The following is a 20,222-nucleotide window of genomic DNA, read 5'->3' as shown; positions in this document are numbered from 1 at the left end:
ATGAGCGTGACCTCTCCGTCCGCGACCTCGCGGTCCGCGGGTTCCGCGCGGCCGTTCGGCACCGTGCTCGTCGCCAACCGCGGCGAGATCGCCTGCCGCGTCATCGGCACGCTGCGCGGGCTCGGCATCCGCTCCGTGGCGGTGTACTCGGACGCCGACGCGGGGGCCCGGCACGTGCGCGAGGCCGACGTCGCCGTGCGGATCGGTCCCGCGGCCGCGGCGGCGAGCTACCTCGACGTCGAGGCGGTCGTCGCGGCCGCCGTCGCCACCGGGGCCGAGGCGGTGCACCCCGGCTACGGCTTCCTCGCGGAGAACCCCGCGCTGGCCCGGGCCTGCGAGCGGGCCGGGATCGTGTTCGTCGGCCCGTCCGTCGAGGCGATGACGACGATGGCGGACAAGGTCGCCGCGAAGCGGCTCGTCGCCACACGCGGCGTGCCGGTGCTGCCGGGCACGCTCGACGACGGGCTCTCGGACGCGGACCTGGTGGCCGCGGCCGCCGACGTCGGCTTCCCGCTGCTGGTCAAGCCCGTCGCGGGCGGCGGCGGCAAGGGGATGGTCGTGGTGCGCTCCGCCGCCGAGCTGCCGGACGCGCTGGCCTCCGCGCGGCGGGTCGCGGCGTCGTCGTTCGGCGACGACGGGCTGCTGCTGGAGCGCCTCGTGGACCGGCCCCGGCACGTCGAGGTGCAGGTGCTGGCGGACACCCACGGCACGGTGCTGCACCTGGGCGAGCGCGAGTGCACGTTGCAGCGCCGCCACCAGAAGGTGGTGGAGGAGGCGCCGTCGCCGGTCGTGGACGAGGCCACCCGGGCGCGGATGGGCGAGGCGGCCTGCGAGGTCGCCCGGTCGGTCGGGTACGTGGGCGCCGGCACCGTGGAGATGCTCGTGCCTGCCGACGACCCGGCGGCGTTCGCGTTCATCGAGATGAACACCCGCCTGCAGGTGGAGCACCCCGTGACCGAGCTCGTGACGGGCGTCGACCTGGTCGCCCAGCAGCTGCGGGTCGCGGCGGGCGAGCCGCTCGCGTTCGCGCAGGACGACGTGCGGATCACCGGGCACGCGGTCGAGGCGCGGGTGTACGCGGAGTCGCCGGCGCGCGGGTTCCTGCCGGCCGCGGGCCGCGTCCTGGTCTACGACGACGCGGGTGCCGCGGCCGGACCGGGGGCGGTGCCCCTGCGGCTGGACAGCGGGATCGACGCGGGGAGCGTCGTGACGGGCGACTACGACCCGATGCTCGCCAAGGCGGTGGCGCACGGCGCGGACCGGGAGGAGGCGCTGGCCCGGCTCGACGGCCTGCTCGCCGACCTCGTCGTGCTGGGCGTCGAGACCAACACCGGGTTCCTGCGCGACCTGCTGGCCGACGGCGACGTCCGCGCCGGCCGTCTCGACACGGGCCTCGTCGACCGCTTCCTCGCCGAGCTGTCAGAGCCAGGCGACGGTTCGGTGGCCCGTGGTGCTGACAGCTCGTGGGCGCTCGTCGCCGCAGCGCTGCTGACCCTCGACACCGATGCCGACACCGACACCGACACCGATACCGACGCCGCCGGCGAGGTCCGCGGCCCGTGGGCGCCCGACGGGTGGCGGCTCAACGCCCCCCGCGCGCCGCGCGCGGTGACGCTCGTCGACGCGGCCGGCGCGGAGCACGCCGTGACCGTGGCCGGGACGCGCGACGACGCCGTCGTCACCGCGGGTGGCGACGAGCCGGTCCGCGCCTCCCTGCGTCCGGCTTCCGGCGGCCCGGGCCGCCGGCTCCTCACCGTCGGCGCCACCACCGCCGGGGTGGTGGGCGCGTCCGCTGCCCCGGGTGCGGTGTGGGTGCACGTCGCGGGGCGGGCGGCCGGGTTCACCGTGCTCGACCGCACGGCCCTGGCGGCGCGCTCGCGGGAGGCCCGCGAGGCCGCCCCTACGGCCGGCGGCGCCGCGAGCGTGACGGTCCGCGTCGACATGCCCGGCACGGTGACGGCGGTGCCGGTCTCCGACGGCGAGCACGTCGCCGCGGGCCGCACGCTCGTCGTCGTCGAGGCGATGAAGATGGAGCACGCGCTGGTGGCGCCCGCAGACGGGATCGCCCGCCCCCGCGTGCGGCCGGGCGACCAGGTGCGGCTCGACCAGGTGGCCGCCGTCGTGGAGCGGCCCGCCGTCACCGCCGAGACCCCCCAGAACCTGCCGGCGACCCCGCCGGACGGCACCCCCACGCCCGGTGCGGCAGACCCCGCCGCGACGGACGGGCATCCCCAGGCCGACCCCGCCACCCGAGGAGCGTCATGATCAGCGAGACCCAGTCGACCGTGCTCACCGACGAGCAGCGCAAGCTCAGCGCCGTGGTGCGCGAGTTCGCGGACCAGGTGGTCGCGCCCGCCGCGTACCGGTACGACACCGAGCGGCGGCTGCCGCTGGAGATCATCGCCCAGATGGGCGAGCTGGGCCTCTTCGGCCTGCCGTTCCCGACCGACGTCGGCGGCCAGGGCAAGGACTACGTGTCGCTGTGCCTGGCGGTGGAGGCGCTGGCCCGCGTGGACCAGTCGATCGCGGTGACCCTCGAGGCCGGCGTCGGCCTCGGCATCATGCCGATCTTCCGGCACGGCACCGAGGAGCAGAAGCGGCGCTGGCTGCCCGACCTCCTGGCGGGGCGGGCGCTGGCGGCCTTCGGCCTGACGGAGGCGGACGCCGGGTCGGACGCCGGGGCGACGCGCACGACGGCGCGGCTGGAGCCGGGCGCGGGCCCCGACGGCGCGGGCGAGTGGGTGATCGACGGGTCCAAGCAGTTCATCACCAACTCGGGCACCCCCATCACCAGCGTCGTGACCGTCACCGCCGTGACGGGCGAGCGCACGGACGCAGGCGGCGTCACCCGCAAGGAGCTGTCGTCGTTCCTCGTCCCGTCGGGCACGCCGGGGTTCACGGTCGAGCCCAGCTACGACAAGGTCGGGTGGCACACCTCGGACACGCACCCGCTGACGCTCGACGGCGTGCGCGTGCCGGCGTCGAACCTGCTCGGCGAGCGCGGCCGGGGGTACGCCAACTTCCTGCGCGCCCTGGACGAGGGCCGCATCGCGTTCGCCGCGCTCGCCACGGGGGCGGCGCAGGGCTGCCTGGAGGAGGCGCTGCGGTACGCGAAGGAGCGGGAGGTCTTCGGCCACGCGATCGGGTCGAACCAGCACATCGCCTTCATGCTGGCGCGGATGCAGGCGCGCGTGCACTCGGCGCGGCTGTGCTGGCTGGACGCGGCCCTCAAGCAGACCCGCGGCCTGCCGTTCAAGGCGGAGGCGTCGGTGGCCAAGCTCGTCGGCGGGGAGGCGGCGATGGCGAACGCGCGCGACGCCTCCCAGATCTTCGGCGGGTACGGGTTCCTCAACGCCAACCCGGTGGCGCGGCACTACCGCGACTCCAAGATCCTCGAGGTCGGCGAGGGCACCACGGAGGTGCAGCTCATGATCATCGCCCGCGACCTCGGCCTGACGACCGGGCTGGCGTCATGACCCGCGACGAGGTCCAGCGCGGGCTGTACTACGACGAGCTGGAGGAGGACGTGCGGTACGTGCACCGGCCCGGCCGCACGATGACGGAGGCCGACGACGTGCTGTTCACGTCCGTGACGATGAACCCGCAGGCCCTGCACCTGGACGCGGCGTGGGCGGCGACCCAGCCGTTCGGCCGGCCGCTGGTGAACTCGATGCTCACGCTCGCCACGCTGGTCGGGCTCTCGGTGGCGCACCTGACGCGCAACACGATCGTCGCCAACCTGGGCTTCACGGAGGTGTCGTTCCCGCTCCCGATGTTCCACGGGGACACGCTCTACGGCTCCACGACGGTGCAGGCCCGGCGCCTGTCCCGCTCGCGCCCGGGCACCGGCGTCGTGACGTTCGAGCACGTGGGCCACAACCAGGACGACGACGTCGTGGCGCGCGCCGTGCGCACCACGCTGCTGTGGACGCGCGAGGGGCACGACCAGCACGAGCACCGCCGCGACGCCGAACGGGGTGGGGGAGTGCTGTGAACCCCGACCCCTTCACCCTCGGGCCGACGCTGCTGTTCTGCCCCGCCGACCGCCCGGACCGGTACGCCAAGGCCGCGTCCCGTGCCGACGCGGTGATCCTCGACCTGGAGGACGCCGTCGCGCCGGGGGCGAAGGACGCCGCGCGCCGCGCGCTGGTCGACCGCCCGCTCGACGACCCCGCCGACCTGGCCCGCGTGATCGTGCGCGTCAACGCGGTCGGCACGCCCGACCACGAGGCCGACCTGGCCGCGCTGGCGAGCACCCCGTACCGCACGGTGATGCTGCCGAAGGCGGACGGGCACTTCGTCGGCCCGCTCCTGGACCGCCACGGGCGCCCGTACGCCGTCGTCGCGCTGTGCGAGACGGCGGCCGGGGTCCTGGCCGCGCCGGCGCTCGCCGCGCGGCCCGAGGTGGTCGCGCTGGCCTGGGGCGCGGAGGACCTGGTCGCGTCGATCGGCGGGACGTCGAGCCGCGGCGACGACGGCCGGTACCGGGACGTGGCGCGGCACGCCCGGTCGGCGGTGCTGCTGGCGGCGGCCGCGGCCGGCAAGCCCGCGATCGACGCCGTGCACCTCGACCTGGCCGACCACGACGGGCTCGCGGCCGAGGCGCGGGACGCCGCGGCGTCGGGGTTCGCGGCGACCATGTGCGTGCACCCGGCGCACGTCCCGGCGGTGCGGGAGGCCTATGCGCCGTCGGCCGGCGAGGTCGCGGAGGCACGCCGGCTGGTCGAGGCCGCCGACACCACCGGCGTGTCCGGCGGGGTGTTCACGCACGACGGGCGGATGGTGGACGGCCCGGTGCTGCGCCACGCGCACGCCGTGCTGCGGCGCGCCGGGGACACTCTCGGTGGGCCTATCGTGGAAGAGGACGGAGAACGACGATGACAGCTCTGCATCCCGACGCGCACGACGCGCTGGACGGCCTGCTGCACGACGGCATGACCCTGGCGGTCGGGGGGTTCGGCCTGAGCGGCAACCCGAACGACCTCATCGAGGCGGTGCGGGACTCCGGCGTGAAGGACCTCACCGTCGTGTCCAACAACATGGGCGTGGACGGCAAGGGCCTCGGGATCCTGCTGGAGAACGACCAGGTCCGGCGTGTCCTGTCGTCGTACGTCGGGGAGAACAAGCTGTTCGCCCAGCGGTACCTGGACGGCGACCTCGAGGTGGAGTTCGTGCCGCAGGGCACGCTCGCCGAGCGGCTGCGCGCCGGCGGCGCCGGCATCCCCGCCTTCTACACGCCGACGGGCGTCGGCACCCCGGTCGCCGAGGGCAAGCCGGTCGACGAGATCGACGGCCGGCGGTACGTGCTGGAGCGCGCGATCGTCGCGGACCTGTCGCTCGTGCACGCCCGCCGCGCCGACCGGTTCGGCAACCTCGTCTACCGGTACACGGCCCGCAACTTCAACCCGGTCGTCGCGACGGCCGGGCGGGTCACGGTGGTCGAGGCGGAGGAGATCAGCGACGAGCCCATCGACCCGGACGTTGTGGTCACGCCCGGGATCTACACGAAGCGGCTGGTGCGGGCGCGCGAGCGCGTCAAGGACATCGAGCAGCGCACGGTGCGCCCGGCGGCCGCCGACGCGGCGGTCGGCACGGGCTCGACGACGGCGACGACGGGAGGCGTGCGATGAGCTGGACGCGCGACGAGATGGCGGCCGTGGCGGCCACCGAGCTGCACGACGGCGACTACGTCAACCTCGGCATCGGCATCCCGACCCTGGTGGCCAACCACCTGCCCCCCGGCGTCTCCATCACCCTGCAGAGCGAGAACGGGCTGCTCGGCATCGGGCCGTTCCCGGTCGAGGGCACGGAGGACGCCGACCTCATCAACGCCGGCAAGCAGACCGTCACGGCGCTGCCGGGGGCGAGCTTCTTCGACGCCGCCGAGTCGTTCGCGATGATCCGCGGCGGCAAGGTGGACATCGCGATCCTCGGCGCGCTGCAGGTCTCGGCGCGGGGCGACCTCGCGAGCTGGACCGTGCCGGGCAAGCTCGTCAAGGGCATGGGCGGCGCGATGGACCTCGTGGTCGGGGCGCGTCGCATCGTCGTGCTCATGGACCACGTGGCCCGCGACGGCACGCCCAAGCTGCGCACCGGCTGCACCCTGCCGCTCACCGGCGAGGGCGTCGTCGACCGCGTCGTCACCGACCGGGCCGTGCTGGACGTCGGGCCGGACGGCCTGGTGCTGCGCCGGCTCGCGCCGGGCGTCACCGTCGACGAGGTGCTCGAGGCCACCGAGGCGGACGTCACCGTGAGGCTGGACGAGACCGAGGAGCTGTCGTCATGACCGTGATCGTGGGGTATCGCCGCACGCCGTTCGTGCGGTCCAACGGGGCGTTCGCGAACGTGCCCGCGACGGCGCTGGGGGCGCACGCCGTCGCGGCGGCGCTCGCCGACGCGGGCTTCGAGCCCGGCGAGGTGGACGTCACCGTCGGCGGGCAGGTGCTGCAGGGCGGCGCCGGTCAGAACCCGGCCCGGCAGGCCGCCGTCGGTGCGGGGGTGCCGATGACGTCGCCCGCCGTCACCCTGAACGCCGTCTGCCTCTCCGGCGCGGAGGCCGTCGTCCAGGGGCACCGGCTGATCGCGGCGGGGGAGGCGCGCGTCGTGGTGGCCGTGGGGATGGAGTCGATGACGCTCGCGCCGCACGCCTGGGTCGGCTCGCGCGCCGGGAAGAAGTTCGGGCCGGTGGAGCTCGTGGACACGATGGCGCACGACGGCCTGACCGACGCCTTCGAGGGCGACTCCATGGGGCTGAGCACCGAGCGGCACGGGGAGCCCTTCGCCGGGAAGGCGTGGGCCACCCGCGAGGCGCAGGACGCGTTCGCGGTCTCGTCGCACGAGCGCGCCGCGGCCGCCGCGCCCCTGCTCAAGGACGAGATCACGCCGTACGAGGTGCCGGGCCGCCGCGGCACGGTCACGGTCGACGCCGACGACGGCGTGCGGCCCGACGCCACGACCGACGGCCTGGCGCGGCTGCGCCCGGCGTTCCGTCCGGACGGCACGATCACGGCGGGCAACGCGTCGCAGATCTCCGACGGCGCGGCGGCGCTCGTGCTCGTCGCGGACGACCTCGCCGCCGAGCGAGGGCTGACCGGTGCGCGCATCCGGTCCCACGGGCTGGTGTCCGGGCCGGACGCGGGCCTGCACGCCCAGCCGGCCAACGCGATCGTCGCGGCCTGCGGCCGGGCGGGGATCGTGCCGGCCGACCTGGCCGCCGTCGAGATCAACGAGGCGTTCGCCGCCGTCGTCCTCGCGTCGGTCGACGCGCTGGGTCTGAACGCGGACATCGTGAACGCCAACGGCGGGGCGATCGCGCTCGGCCACCCGATCGGGGCCTCCGGAGCGCGGCTCGTGGGGCACCTGGCCCGCCGGCTGCGCGAGCTCGGGCCGGGCTCCGTCGGCGCCGCCGCCCTGTGCGGAGGCGGGGGCCAGGGCTCGGCGGTCGTCCTGGAGGTGTGACCCGGATCTTCCCTTTGAGAACGCCCTTGTGGACGAAACCCGGGCTGGTTTCGTCCACGAGGGCGTTCTCAAGGGGAGATCCGGGCGGAGCGGGGGCTGCCCTCGATGTCCGTCAGCGCGCGGCGGCGACCGTCACGAGCACGAACCCGGCGACGATGAGGGCGAGCCGCACCAGGTGGAGGCGGTCCCACCGGGTCGACTGCTCGCGGTGGTCGGCGGGCGCGGTCTCGGGGGTCCAGGTCTTCGAACGGTCGTTGATCGGCACCAGCAGCGTGACGGACAGGACCACGCTGGCGACGAGCAGCCCGACCGCGGTCCAGGCTGCCGCCGCACCGGCGGGGACCACGAGCGCCGTGCCCGCGACGAGCAGGGTCGAGCCGATGTACCAGAACGGCATGAGGCGCCCGAGCATCCGGCCCCCGTGGGCGCGGGCGAGCACCCTGGCGTCCTCGGGCAGGGCGTCGGTGATCGGGTTGATCACGAACGCGACCGACAGCTCCACCCCCACCATCAGCCCGACGACCACGACGGCGACGATCGGCAACCACTCCATGACGGCCTCTTCCTCAGGACGGGATCTAGCAGTGCTAGGGAACCTATCAGCGATTCCCTAGCAGTGCTAGAGTCGGCGTCATGACGACCCCCGCCGCAGCACGACGAGCACGGCGGACCGAGGAGCGACGGGAGCGGATCGTCGCCGCGGCGCGTGCTCTCGCCGAGGAGCAGGGGTGGGAGGCCGTGACGACCCGGCGGCTCGCGGAGGCCATCGAGTACAGCCAGCCCGTGCTCTACGGGCACTTCCCGCAGGGCCGGACGGAGATCGTCACCGCCGTCGCCCTCGCCGGGTTCGAGGAGCTGGCGGCCGCGCTCGCGCCGTCGACGCTCGGCGACGCAGGGAGCGACGACGGGCGGATCCGTGCTCTGGTGGGCGCCTATCTCGACTTCGCCGCGCGGCACCCGGCGACCTACGACGCGATGTTCCTGCTCCCGGTGCTCGTCCCGTTCGCGTCCCGGGAGACTCCGGCGGTCCTGCGCGAGGGCTTCGAGGCCATCGCGGGCACGCTGCGCCGCCTCGACGACCCGCCCGCGGACGTCGAGACCACCGCGGAGGTGCTCTGGGGCGCCGTGCACGGCCTCGTCGCGCTGCACCGGGCCGGCCGCCTCTCAGTCGAGAACGGGGACCGCCGGGTCGACACGCTCGTGCGCCTCGTCACCGGCTGACCTGCGTCCCCATCCCCTTCGAGAACGCCCTCGTGGACGAAACCCGCCCGGGTTTCGTCCACGAGGGCGTTCTCGAAGGGGATGCCCCGCGGGGCCGGGCTACTGGATGTTCGCCAGCAGCGCGCTCAGCGCGCTCGCCTGGGTGCGCCAGTCGAACACGTTGCCCTTCTCCGACCCGTCGCCGCCGGCCCAGCGCAGGCCGAGACGGTCGTCGCCGTTGCGGTCCTCGGCCCAGATCGAGGCCGCCTGACGGTCGAGGAACTCCGTGTACGGGGCGCCCGAGAGCGAGCGGTTCAGGTCGTCGACGTACCGGACGAAGATGCCCTTGAACTGCTTGGCGTTGTCGTCGCAGGTGCCGGCCGGGTCGCACTCCTCGGTGAGGATCCCGTCCGTGACCAGCTCCGGGTCCGTCGTGCCGGCGTCGGCCAGCTCGCGGACCGTCTCCAGCACGGCCTCGTCGCCCGTGGCCCGGTACAGCTCGAGCCCGCCGCCGAGGAAGACCCCCTGGTTGTACGTCCAGACCGTGCCGCCGTTGTTCTCGCAGTCGTCGGTGAGGCCGTCGTTGACCAGCCCGTCCGCGTTGATCATGCCGCTGGAGGTGATCCAGTCCCAGCCGGCCTGCGAGCGCTCCAGCCACTGCGTGTCGCCCGGGATGCGCTGGTGGAGCTCCGCCGACAGCCGCACCCACAGCCCGTTCGTGACGGCGTTCTTGTAGGTGCGCTCGTGGTCCCACCACACGCCGCCGCCGCAGGTGCCGGTGTCCCAGTACCCGTGCACGAACTCGCCGATCGTCTCGGCCATGTCCAGGTACTTCTGGTCGCCGGTGAGGTCGTAGGCCTGCACCCAGGCGAGGCCCCACCACTCCGCGTCGTCGATGGCGCGGCTGGTGAAGTTGCCCCACAGCTCGTCGCCGGACAGCTCGCCCGCGGGGAACGTGCCCTTGTTGCGCTCGAACGTGCGGTCCACCTGCGGCAGGTAGCTCTCGTCGCCGGTGCGCTGCATGTACTCGATGACGGTCTCCGTCGCGACGGCGGAGTTCCACCAGCTCGAGGGCCACCAGGCCTTCTCGTCGTCCCGGTCGGCCATCAGCACCGCGGCCGCACGGGTCGCCCGCTCCACCGACGGCGGGGAGGCGATCAGCGCGTCGACGAGCGGCAGGAGCGCGTCCTTGGCCTGCCGGCTGACGTGCTGCGGCTTGGCGTCGGCGACGGTCGAGCGCAGCCGGGTGAGCGTCGCGGCCAGGTCGACCGCGTGGCTCCCGTCGACCTGCTCCTGCGCCCGGGAGATCAGCCCGACCAGGTCCCGCGAGACCCGCTTGGCGACGTCGCCGCTGCGGGTCAGCTCGCCCACCTGCGCGCGGAGCTGGTCCAGCCCGGCGCCCGGCGCCAGCCACTGGGAGATCACCAGCTCGAGGTCCTCGCGGACGTCGTCGCCGAGCTCGCGGGCGGTCATCGTGTCGATCGCCGCCTTGAGGGCGCGCACCTGGGTGCGGACCCCGTCGGCGTCGCCCGCGTCCTCGGCCTCCTGCGCGGCGGCCACGAGGTCGCCGAGCTCCCGGGCGGTGCGGCCGGAGATGTCGTGGTCACGACGCGCGTCGTCGACCACCTCGGCGAGCTCGCCGACCTGGGGGCGGTGGGCGAGCACCTCGAGCTCGGACAGCGCCACCGGGCCCTCGGCCGCGGTGACCACGAGCCGGTAGTGCCGGTAGATCCCGGGCCGGTCGATCGAGAACGCCCGCGTGTACCGGCGCTCGGCGAACGTCTCGCCGGTGCGGGTGTCGAGCGTGCGCCACCGCTTCCCGTCGCGAGAGCCCTGCAGCTCCCAGGCCGTCGGGTCCGCGCCCGCGTCCTTCGCCGACGTGAGCGTGTACATCCTCGCCCGCGCCGTCGGCCCGTCCAGCGCGAACGAGACGGTGGGCGTTGCCGACGAGAACGTGGCCTGCGTGGCCGACGTGTCGTCGAACAGCACCGCGGCGTCCGCCTGCTCGTCGTCGGTGCTCGCCGTGCCCTTCGCCGCGCCGGTCACGTCGGCGAGCGGGTCGGGGACCTTGTCGCCGGAGGTGATCGACGGCGGCACGTCGTCGTCGCCGGTGCCCCAGTCGGAGGGCTCGGGGCCCATGTCGAAGACGATCTCGCCGCCGCCGGCGAGCTGGTCGTGGGTGAAGGACGACGTGGTCTGCGGCTCGCCGTTCACCGTGACGCCCTGCACGTAGACGTTCTCAGCGCTGTTCTCCGGCGCGCTGATGACGAGGTCCTTGCCCCCGGCGAGGTGGATCGTCGCCTTGGTGAACAGCGGCGAGCCGATCGAGTAGTGCGGGCTGCCCACCTGCAGCGGGTAGAAGCCGAGCGCGTTGAACACCTGCCACGCCGACATCTCGCCGTTGTCCTCGTCGCCGGGGTAGCCCTGCCCGATCTCGCTGCCGACGAACCCGCGGGCGAGCGCCTCGCGGACGATCGCCTGCGTCTTGTACGGCTGGCCGGCGTGGTTGTACAGGAACGGGACGTGGTGCGAGACCTGGTTGCTCAGGCCCCACTGGCCCATCCGCACGGCCTTGGCCTCGCGCATCTCGTGGATGACGCCGCCGTACGACCCGGGCTTGTCCGCGTCCTCCGGCGTCGCGAAGAACTCGTCGAGCTTGTCGGCGAGGCCGTCACGACCCCCGTAGAGGTTGGCGAGCCCCTGGCCGTCCTGGACGGCGTGGAACGCGAAGTTCCAGCCGTTCGTCTCGGTGAACTCGTGGCCCCACACCTCGGGGTCGAACTCCGCGGCCGGCTGGTGCCAGCCGCCGTCGGCGTCCTTGGCGCGGAAGAAGCCGGTGGCCGGGTCGAACAGGTGCACGTAGTTCTGCGCCCGGTTGAGGTAGTACTCGTGGTTGTCCGCGTACTCCTGGTACCGCGGGTCGGACTCGTCCGTCTCGTCCAGGAGCTTCTGCGACATCAGCGCGATGCCGTAGTCGTTGAGGTAGTCCTCCAGCGACCAGGACGCGCTCTCGTGCGTGGACGCCGGCGTGTACCCGAGGAAGACGGCCCGGTCGTGACCCTTGCGGCCCACGTTCTCGTTCGGGGGCGCCACCGACGCGTTCTTCAGCGCGGCGTCGTACGCCCGCTGCACGTCGATGTCCTCGACGCCCTTGAGGTAGGCGTCGGCGAACGCCACGTCGGAGCTGGTGCCGGTCATCGAGTTGGCGTAGCCCGGCGCCGACCAGCGGGCGACCCAGCCGCCGTCGTCGTACTGCTGGGTGAAGCCGTCCACCAGCTCGGCCGCCTGCTCCGGGTAGAGGAGGGAGTAGGCGGGCCAGGCGGTGCGGTACGTGTCCCAGAAGCCGTTGTTGACGTAGACCTTGCCGTCCACGATCTCGGCGCCGGTCTCGGTCGCGGTGGCGCCGCCGCGGGCGGTGTCGGTGGACGTCGAGGACTGGTTGACGTGCTTCCACTCCGGCGCCGCCGCGGTGCCGACGTTCTCGTGCGCCGAGTTCGGGTACAGGTTGAGGCGGTACAGGTCCGAGTAGAGCGTGGTGAGCTGGTCGGCACTGGCGCCCTCGACCTCGATCACGCCGAGCTTGGCGTCCCACTGCGTCTGCGCGCGCTCCATGACCGACTCGAACGTGTCGTCGCCGGAGATCTCGAGCTCGAGGTTGCGCTGCGCCTGCTCGACGCTCATGAGCGACGTCGCGATCCGCATCTCGACGACCTTGTCGGACGACGTGTCGAGCGTCAGGTGGCCGGCGACCTTGTCGCGCCCGCCCGGGGCGAGCTTCCCGCCGCCGGTGACCGCGCCGTCGACCGTCGCGTAGACGAACATGCGCGTGGAGCCCGCGGCCTGGTCGCCGCTGATGACGTCGGTGTACCCGGTGAGCGTGCCTGCCTGCGGGTCGAGCGTAAGCCCGCCGGAGTTGTTGACGTTGTCGAAGATGAGGTTCGACTCGTCGCCGGTGAACGTGAAGCGGAACATCGCCGCGTGGTCGGTCGGCGTGATCTCGGTCTTCAGGCCGTCGTCGAACGTGACGCCGTAATAGTGCGCGCGGGCGGTCTCGTTCGCGTGGTCGAAGGGCAGCCGGCGGGCGTCGCGGTTCGCGTCCGGCACGCCCGCCTGCGGCGACGGCATGACCTGGAACGTCTGCCGGTCACCGATCCACGGGCTCGGCTCGTGGCTGAGCGAGAACGCCTCCAGCGTGGGCCGGTTCTGCGCGTCGTTGCGCCGCTGGTACTCGTACAGCCAGCGGTAGGTGCCGGCGTCGGTGGTCGGCGTCCAGAAGTTGAAGCCGTGCGGCACGGCCGTGGCGGGGAAGTTGTTGCCGCGGGAGAAGTCGCCGCTGGAGTTGGTGCCGCGCGTCGTCACGACGTGGTCGGACGGCCGCGTCGCGGCGTCGTCCTCGGCGGCCCCGGACCCTGCGGTGATGGCGATGTCGTCGATCCAGCCGCTGAAGTCTGCGGGGCCGGTGTCCTTGTCGTAGCCGACGAGGACCCGGTCGACCGTCTTGCCCGCGGCCACCTCGCCGAGGCGCGCGCGCACCGCGTTCCACTGGTTGGTGTGCAGCACCTTCGAGGCGCCCTGCCCCTGAGGGCTCAGGCCGAAGCCGTGCTGGTCGACGGCGCCGAGCTCGCTGAGGTAGGTGCCGTCGGTGAAGGCGAGGTCGACGGCGACGTGGGTGCTGGCCCACGTCCGGTCGGCGTCCGACGCCTCCGGGAAGATCACGTACGACAGCTCGGAGGCCTCGCCGACGGGGACGTCGACGTCGAGCACGCGGTTGTACGCGTACCCGCGGCCGTCGACGGCGTGGCTGCCGGCGTAGTGCAGCGCGTGCAGCCCGGTCCAGCCGGCCTCGGTCTTCGCGGTGGGGGCGCTGGCCGGGCCCGAGCCGACGGTGGTCGTCATGTTCGAGTCGGCGGCCGCCTCGGTGGAGATCAGCCATTCGGCGAGCTGGGTGGCCTGGCTGCCGGAGTTCTCGGTCACGTCGAGACGGTAGAACCGGAAGGGCCGCGGCTCCGCCACCGTGAACTGGCGGGTCTCGAACCGGTCGGTGAAGGTCTGGTTGGCGCGCTCGTCGAGCGTGGTCCACTCCTCGCCGTCGTCCGAGCCCTGCAGCCGCCAGGCGCGCGGGTCGCGGTCGGCGGCGTCGTTCGCGGAGGCGAGCGCGTAGGTGGCGATCGCGGCCGGCTCGGCGAGCTCGTAGGTGGCGTGGGCCGTGGGCGAGCCGGCGAACCACTTGGTGCCGACGTCGCCGTCGGCCAGGTTCGCCGCCCCCTCGGCCGGCGGGTTCTCCGCGGAGGCGGTGACGCCCGCGACCGTGCCGGTGACGTCGCCGGGGAACTCGACGTCGCCCGGCACGAGCCGGCGGACGGACGTCCCGGACACGACGGCGCCGATCTCGCCGGCGGCGTGCGTGCGGACCTGGAACTGGGGCCTGCCGCCGCCGTCCGCGGGCCGCGTGAAGTCGACCGTGAGGGTCTGCGGGTCGTCGGACAGGGTGACCTCCTCGCCGCCGACGTCGCGGCTGCCGCTGTACACGTTCAGGAATACCTTGCCGCGGCCGGTCAGCGTGACCTCGCCGCGCAGCGGGGTGGCCCGCTCCAGGTCGGGCATCGGCACCTGGATCCACGTCTCGCCGGCGGACGTCATCGTCCAGCGGACCGCGGCCGGGTCGCCGTCCGTCGGCTCGACGGTGCCCGGCACGGACCCGACGCCGTTCTGGAACGGGCCCTCCCAGCCGAGCTCGGACGTCGGGGCACCCAGCAGGTCGTCCCCGGCAGGGGTGCTCGGGGAGCGGTCGAGGATCGTCGTGCCGACCACCCCGGAGACCTTGGGGCCGCTCGTGGTCTGCTCGGGCTCGCTGAGCCAGTCGGGCTGCGGGTCGTCGGGCTCGAGCGACGTCGCGTAGTCCCCGGCGGCCGCCGTGGCGGCGGGGGCGAGCGCCGTGGTCGCGACCCCCACGCCGGTGACGCCGAGGGCGAGGGCGAGGGCGGAGGAGACCGTGCGGCGGAGCGCAGGCGGGAGCCCCCGGGGCGGGGCGAGCTGCGGGCTGCTGTGCTGCTGGGTCGGGCGAGAAGGCATCGGTGACCTCGTGCTCGGGGGCGGGTCCGTCCCCGCCACGGCTTGACAGCGCTGTCAAGCGTTCAGCCTGCCAGTCGGCCCGGGGGCGGTCAAGAGGGAGCGACCGCGGAGCGTGCAGGATGGGGGCGTGACGACGACGCGCATCCTTGTCCTGGCCGGCCGCGGCCGGCACGAAGACCCCTGGCACGACCACGCCGCCACCTCCCACCGGCTGGCCCTGCTGCTCGCCGGCCTCGACGTCGGGGGGCGGACGGCGGACCTCGCCGTGCGCTCCACGTTCCCCGACGCGCTCGACGACCTCGACGACGTCGACCTGCTCGTCGTCAACGCGGGGACCTCGTGGCCCGGGCTGCGGGAGGCCGGCATCGGGCCCGACGACGAGGCGTGGGCGCCGTTCCACGCACGGCTCGACGCCTGGGCGCGCGACGGCGGCCGCATCCTCGCCGTGCACCAGGCGGCCAACGCGTTCGGCGACCGGCCGGAGTGGGAGGAGGTGCTCGGCGGGCGCTGGGTGCCGGGGGAGTCCATGCACCCGCCGCTCGGCGCGACCACCGTGCCCCTCGCCGTCGGTGCGCACCCGATCACCGAGGGCCTCGCCGCCGTCGACGTGGTCGACGAGCGGTACTGCCGGCTGCGGGTCGCGCCCACGTCCCAGGTGCTCGGCTGGGTCACCGACGACGACGGCGAACGGCACCCGGCCCTCTGGGTCGCGGACGGGCACGGCGGTCGCACCGTCTACAGCGCGCTGGGGCACGACGTGCGCGCGTACGACTCGCCGTCGCACGCCGAGCTGCTGCTGCGCTCCGCCACCTGGCTGCTGGAGGGCTGAACCGTGCGACTTCATCACGTGCAGGTGGCATGTCCGACCGGCGGCGAGGACGCGGCCCGCGTGTTCTACGGCGCGGGGCTCGGGCTGACCGAGGTGGCGAAGCCGCCGGAGCTCGCCGGTCGGGGTGGCTGCTGGTTCCGAGGCTACGACGCCGCCGGCGAGGTGGTCGCCGAGATCCACGTCGGCGTCGAGGAACCGTTCGCTCCGGCACGCAAGGCGCACCCGGCGCTGGTGACGGACGACGTCGCCGCCCTGGACGCGACGGCCGACCGGCTCGAGGCAGCGGGCTTCGCCGTCGACCGGACCGAGCGAGAGTCGTTCACCGGCTTCCTGCGGTTCCACACCCGTGACGGCGCGGGCAACCGGGTCGAGGTGATGGCTCCGCGCCCGGGAAACGGCGGCGCATGACGAGGGGCGGCCGGGCTGGTGCCCGGCCGCCCCTCGCGGCCGATGACGCCGAGGATCAGCTGCCCGCGTTGGCTCCGGCCTCGATCACCTGCTCGTTGATCTCGCGGACCGGGCCCGGGTCGACCTTGAGGTCCTTGCGGTCGTAGGTCCAGAACCCGTTGAGCTCGGTCTCCAGGTCGGTGACCTGGGTGTAGACCGAGCCGGAGAGGTCGTCGCCGGCGCGCTGCAGGTAGAACTCGCGCGTGTTGTCGACGTACTTCTGCGTGAGCGCGGCCTTGTCCTCCACGCCGCTGTAGATGGCGGCGGGTGCGCCGGGCCACTGGTGACCGGGCGTGCGCAGCGTGAACCCGCCGTGCTCGCCGTCCATCGCCATGCGGGCCTCGTCCGGGAACGGCGGGTCGGTGTTGGTGTAGTCGTGGTGGTCGACCACGTCGCCCCTGCCCGAGTCGCCGAGCGAGTCGCAGCAGTTGACGCCGCTGTGCGCGTTGACGATGCGGCTCGGGTCGAGCTCGGCGACCTCGTCCGCGATCTGGCCGGTGACCTCGCGGTCCCACTCGCCCCAGCCCTCGTTGAAGTTGACCCAGCCGATCACCGAGGGCGAGCTGTGCAGCTGGTCCATCATCTCCTTCGCCTCGTCGAACCAGGCCGTCTGGCCCGCCTCGGTCGGCAGGTCGCCGGAGACGAAGTCCTGCCACACCAGCAGGCCCATCCGGTCGGCGTGGTAGTACCACCGCATCGGCTCGACCTTGATGTGCTTGCGCACCGAGTTGAAGCCGAGGTCCTTCTGCCCCTTCAGGTCGAAGACCAGCGCCTCGTCGCTCGGCTGGGTGTACAGGCCGTCGGGGTAGAACCCCTGGTCGAGCATCGCGAGGGAGAAGATCGGCTCCCCGTTGAGCACCATCTTGGGCACGCCGCCGACGTCCTCGACGCCGACGGACCGCATGGCGAAGTAGCTCGACACCTTGTCGGTGCGGCCGCCGTCGCGCAGCCGCACGTCGAGGTCGTACAGGTACGGGTCGTCGGGGCTCCACAGGCGCGTGCCCGCGGAGTCGTCGAGCTGCAGCGTGAGCGGCTCGTCGGCAGGTCCCGTGACGCTCCCCACGCGGCGGCCGTCGTCGTCCCGCGCGACCGCCGTGACGACGGCGTCGTGGGACGCGGACGCGGACGCCACCTCGACCTCGAGGCTGTCGCCGGCGACGTCGGGGGTGGTGCGCACGTCGTCGATGGCGGCCGCCGGCACCGGCTCCATCCATACCGTCTGCCAGATGCCGGACGACGGGGTGTACGTGATCGCGCCGGGGTTGAGGGTCTGCTTGCCCTTCGGCTGGTCGTCGCCGGTGAGGTCGGTGGCCGTGACCACGATCTCCTGCGTGCCGCCGCGCTCGAGGGCGTCGGTGATGTCGGCGCTGAACGCGGTGTAGCCGCCGGTGTGCTCGGCCACCTGCTCGCCGTTGACGTAGACGGCCGCCTCGTAGTCCACGGCGCCGAAGTTCAGCCGGACCCGCTGGTCGCCCGCGCGCCACGACCGCGGCACCTGGACCTCCTTGCGGTACACCATGTGCGGCTCGTGGCGCTCGATCCCCGACAGCTGCGACTCGACCGGGAACGGCACGACGATCTCCTCGTCGAGGTCCTGGCCGAACGTGGGCCGCTCGCCTTCGCGGACCCCGGCGAACTGCCACGGGCCGTTGAGGTTGAGCCACCGGTCGCGCACCTGCTGGGGGCGCGGGTACTCGGGCAGCGGGTGCTCGCGGTCGAGCTTCTCGCCCCAGGGGGTCAGCAGCCGGTGCGTGGAGCTGTTGGTCGCGTCGCGCAGGAGCTGCGGCACCGGCTCGCCGCCCACCGCGAGCCCGCCGTCGCCGTCGTAGGAGAACCGCACGCGCTGGTCCTGCTGGACGGGCGCGTCGAGGTCGACGACCACGCGGGTGTCGTCGGCCGGGTCGACGCGCACGTCCGAGACGGGGAACGGGACGGTGTCCACCTCGACGGCGAGGTGGTCGGCGAGCTCGCCCAGGTCGGTGACCGGTTCGGCGAACCGGGCGACGACCTGCCGCTCGCCGGCGGTCAGCTCGACGGGGTAGACCTCGTAGTCGTCCGGCGGGGTGAACATCGAGCTCGGCACGATCTCCTTGTCGATGCCGGGCCCGGACCAGCGCAGGAACAGGTTGGCGCCGCCGACGTCCTGGAAGTGCTCCATGCGGATCGTGTGCTCACCGGCCTCGAGGGCCACCTTCTCGCTGGTCTGCTCGACGTCCCAGACGTCGGGGTTCCAGTGGTCGATGACGAGCTCGTCGTCGATGAAGAGTCGGAACCCGTTGTCGCCGGTCGCGTAGAAGGTGTAGTCGCCGGTGGTCGGCGCCGTGACGTTCCCGGTCCACCTCGCAGTGGTGTGCTCGGCCTGCCCGGTGAGCGACTCGAAGGTCGGCACCAGGTTGGGCAGGTCGATGTTCGGGTCGAGGGCGACGCCCCCGAGCTCGGCGAAGTCGCGGGCCTCGGGCGCGGACGCGGAGAAGTACTCGCCCTTGAGGCCGTGGACCACGATCTCGTCCCCGTCTGCCTGGGCGAGCGGGGCGGCGGCGAGCCCCGCGAGCGCCGTGGCCGTGGCCGCCAGGGCGGCGCAGAGGGCGCGTGGTCGCGATGGTGACAGCGCTGACATCACAGACATCCTTGTCTCTCGGTCGACGTGCTTCACGTGCGGATACCGCACCACAGATCGCCCGGGGCGACAACAGGAAGGGGCCGGGCCCCGCCGGTCACTGCTTGGTCGGCAGCGGGTGCCCTTCGGAGGCCTGGACGACGACGAAGCCGTTGCCCGTGAGCCCGAGCTGGTACGCCTCGCCGGACCCGCGCCCGATCGCGGCGCCGAGCTTCGCCGTCTTGCGCACCGAGCTGGTGAGGGACGTGGACCAGAGCACCGCGCTCTGCATGTCGACGAACGTCGGCTCGTCGACGTTCAGCACCACCGGGGTGCCGTAGGCGGTGACCGCGAGCGCCCCGGTGCCCGTGAATGTCGTGTTGAACAGCCCGCCCGTCATCATCGACGCGCCCTCGACGCGGTTGATGTCCCACGTGAGCGAGCTCTCGAACGCGAGGATGCTCGAGCCGCTGACGGTGACGCTCTCGCCCTCCAGGTACAGCACGAACACCTCGTCGGCGTCCTGGGCGAGGAAGACGTCGCCGCTGCCCGAGACCTTCATCAGCGACATGCCCTCGCCGGTGAACGCCTTCTTCAGGAACTTCGACATGCCGCCGCTGCCCTCGTAGGCGAAGTCGACGTCACCCTGGTAGGCGACCATCGACCCCTGCTTGGCGTAGAAGAACCCGCCGCTGCCGGCGAGGTCGACCTTGAGCATCTTGCCGTTGGCGAGGACGAAGCTGCCGGGCTCGCCCTCGGGCTCCGTGTGGTGGAAGAGGCTGCTGCGCATGGCCCCATCCTGCCGCGTGCACGCAGCTCGCGGTATCCGTCGAAAGTATCCAAGGGGTCGGCCGGAGGGGCGACCGTGGCCTCAGCCGTCGCGGCCAGCCGGGTGACGACGGGCGATGGCCTCCTCGGTCAGCTCGATTTCGAGCGGCGAGTCCGACCCGAGGTCGAGCGCCGGGATCAGCGCATGGACGTGGTGCCGGCCGGGGGCGACACGGGCCCATTCGGCGGCGCTGATCGTGACAGCCTCGCGCGCGTACTCGCCCGGGTCCAACGGCACGGCCGTGCGCTGGCCCGCGTGGTAACCGAAGGAGACGGCCCCGCGGCCCTCGTCGACCGGTCGCAGAAAGCCCAGTGCGACGAAGTTCTCCCCCTGCTGCGGTGACCAGCGATCGGGGCCTTCGTTGACGACGTCGACCGCCAGGACGTCGAGGTCGGGTGTCGATCTCGTCGGCCCGGCCCACCGCAAACGCAGCCCCTGACCCCGCTCCGCCCGGCTCGGGCGCAGCGGGACGGCGTCGTCGCGGGCGCGCCACACGGGTGGCGCGCCCCCCGCCCGGCGCGACACCAGGCCGATCCACCAGCGGGTCGCGCCGTCGTCCACGGGCGACCCCAGCACCACCGTGCCAGGTGCCGTGCTGCTCAGCTCGCGCCACCCGTCCGGCGGAAGGCCGCCCGACGTCGTCGCGGGGTCCGGCGCGCCCAGCTCGGCGAGCAGCTCACGAAGCTCGCGGCCGGGCGCGGTCAGGGCGGCCGGGTCGACACTGACGTCGCCCACCCGGGGCCACTCGCGTGGGGAGCTCACGGGCAGAGCATCCCATGAGTGCCCGACGC

Annotated in this window: 15 protein-coding genes; 10 read left to right on the top strand and 5 right to left on the bottom strand. The window is 73.5% G+C overall.

Annotation, left to right across the window (positions count from 1 at the left end; translation table 11 throughout):
• The 7 genes from IEW03_RS00285 to IEW03_RS00255 are packed head-to-tail and all read left to right on the top strand — an operon-like array spanning position 1 to position 7,458.
• Positions 1-2,265 (top strand): ATP-binding protein, encoded by a 2,265-nt coding sequence (locus IEW03_RS00285; RefSeq protein WP_188521656.1) that lies wholly within the window; start codon positions 1-3, stop codon positions 2,263-2,265.
• Entirely contained in the window at positions 2,262-3,476 is a 1,215-nt protein-coding gene (locus tag IEW03_RS00280) for an acyl-CoA dehydrogenase family protein (protein ID WP_188521655.1), read from the top strand. Before IEW03_RS00285 ends, IEW03_RS00280 begins: the two co-directional genes overlap by 4 nt.
• Complete coding sequence (locus IEW03_RS00275) at positions 3,473-3,994, top strand: MaoC family dehydratase (protein ID WP_188521654.1); 522 nt, start codon at positions 3,473-3,475, stop codon at positions 3,992-3,994. The genes IEW03_RS00280 and IEW03_RS00275 overlap by 4 nt, the downstream gene beginning before the upstream one ends.
• Positions 3,991-4,881: an HpcH/HpaI aldolase/citrate lyase family protein gene (locus tag IEW03_RS00270; protein WP_188521653.1), complete on the top strand. Its 891-nt coding sequence runs from the start codon at positions 3,991-3,993 to the stop codon at positions 4,879-4,881. The genes IEW03_RS00275 and IEW03_RS00270 overlap by 4 nt, the downstream gene beginning before the upstream one ends.
• Positions 4,878-5,630, top strand: a complete 753-nt coding sequence (locus IEW03_RS00265) for a CoA transferase subunit A (protein WP_188521652.1) — start codon at positions 4,878-4,880, stop codon at positions 5,628-5,630. The genes IEW03_RS00270 and IEW03_RS00265 overlap by 4 nt, the downstream gene beginning before the upstream one ends.
• Positions 5,627-6,286: a CoA transferase subunit B gene (locus IEW03_RS00260; RefSeq protein WP_188521651.1), complete on the top strand. Its 660-nt coding sequence runs from the start codon at positions 5,627-5,629 to the stop codon at positions 6,284-6,286. Before IEW03_RS00265 ends, IEW03_RS00260 begins: the two co-directional genes overlap by 4 nt.
• A complete protein-coding gene (locus tag IEW03_RS00255) occupies positions 6,283-7,458 on the top strand; it encodes an acetyl-CoA C-acyltransferase (RefSeq protein WP_188521650.1) in 1,176 nt (391 codons plus the stop codon). The genes IEW03_RS00260 and IEW03_RS00255 overlap by 4 nt, the downstream gene beginning before the upstream one ends.
• Before the next feature lie 112 nt (positions 7,459-7,570).
• On the opposite strand, the gene IEW03_RS00250 is transcribed toward IEW03_RS00255, so the two are convergent.
• Positions 7,571-8,011: an anthrone oxygenase family protein gene (locus tag IEW03_RS00250; RefSeq protein ID WP_188521649.1), complete on the bottom strand. Its 441-nt coding sequence runs from the start codon at positions 8,009-8,011 to the stop codon at positions 7,571-7,573.
• Positions 8,012-8,091: 80 nt separating this feature from the next.
• On the opposite strand from IEW03_RS00250, the gene IEW03_RS00245 reads away from it, so the two are divergent.
• A complete protein-coding gene (locus tag IEW03_RS00245) occupies positions 8,092-8,679 on the top strand; it encodes a TetR/AcrR family transcriptional regulator (protein ID WP_188521648.1) in 588 nt (195 codons plus the stop codon).
• 99 nt (positions 8,680-8,778) lie between these two features.
• Here IEW03_RS00245 and IEW03_RS00240 read toward each other — a convergent pair whose 3' ends face one another.
• On the bottom strand, positions 8,779-14,730 hold the full coding sequence (locus IEW03_RS00240; RefSeq protein ID WP_188521647.1) for a GH92 family glycosyl hydrolase: 5,952 nt from the start codon (positions 14,728-14,730) through the stop codon (positions 8,779-8,781).
• Positions 14,731-14,857: 127 nt separating this feature from the next.
• Between IEW03_RS00240 and IEW03_RS00235 the strand changes: the two genes are divergently transcribed.
• Positions 14,858-15,559: a ThuA domain-containing protein gene (locus IEW03_RS00235; protein ID WP_188521646.1), complete on the top strand. Its 702-nt coding sequence runs from the start codon at positions 14,858-14,860 to the stop codon at positions 15,557-15,559.
• 3 nt (positions 15,560-15,562) lie between these two features.
• Positions 15,563-15,967 (top strand): VOC family protein, encoded by a 405-nt coding sequence (locus IEW03_RS00230; RefSeq protein WP_188521645.1) that lies wholly within the window; start codon positions 15,563-15,565, stop codon positions 15,965-15,967.
• A 55-nt stretch (positions 15,968-16,022) separates the two neighbouring features.
• Here the strand turns inward: IEW03_RS00230 and IEW03_RS00225 are convergent, their stop codons facing one another.
• The 3 genes from IEW03_RS00225 to IEW03_RS00215 all read right to left on the bottom strand — a co-directional run bounded on the left by IEW03_RS00225 (position 16,023) and on the right by IEW03_RS00215 (position 20,193).
• Entirely contained in the window at positions 16,023-18,623 is a 2,601-nt protein-coding gene (locus IEW03_RS00225; protein ID WP_188521644.1) for a PA14 domain-containing protein, read from the bottom strand.
• A 97-nt stretch (positions 18,624-18,720) separates the two neighbouring features.
• Positions 18,721-19,392, bottom strand: a complete 672-nt coding sequence (locus IEW03_RS00220; protein WP_188521643.1) for an AIM24 family protein — start codon at positions 19,390-19,392, stop codon at positions 18,721-18,723.
• 81 nt (positions 19,393-19,473) lie between these two features.
• Complete coding sequence (locus IEW03_RS00215; RefSeq protein ID WP_188521642.1) at positions 19,474-20,193, bottom strand: hypothetical protein; 720 nt, start codon at positions 20,191-20,193, stop codon at positions 19,474-19,476.
• Positions 20,194-20,222: the final 29 nt, after the last annotated feature.

This window comes from Isoptericola cucumis (genome assembly GCF_014635665.1).
Taxonomy (GTDB): Bacteria; Actinomycetota; Actinomycetes; order Actinomycetales; family Cellulomonadaceae; genus Isoptericola; species Isoptericola cucumis.
This window is presented reverse-complemented; position numbering and strand designations above follow the sequence as displayed.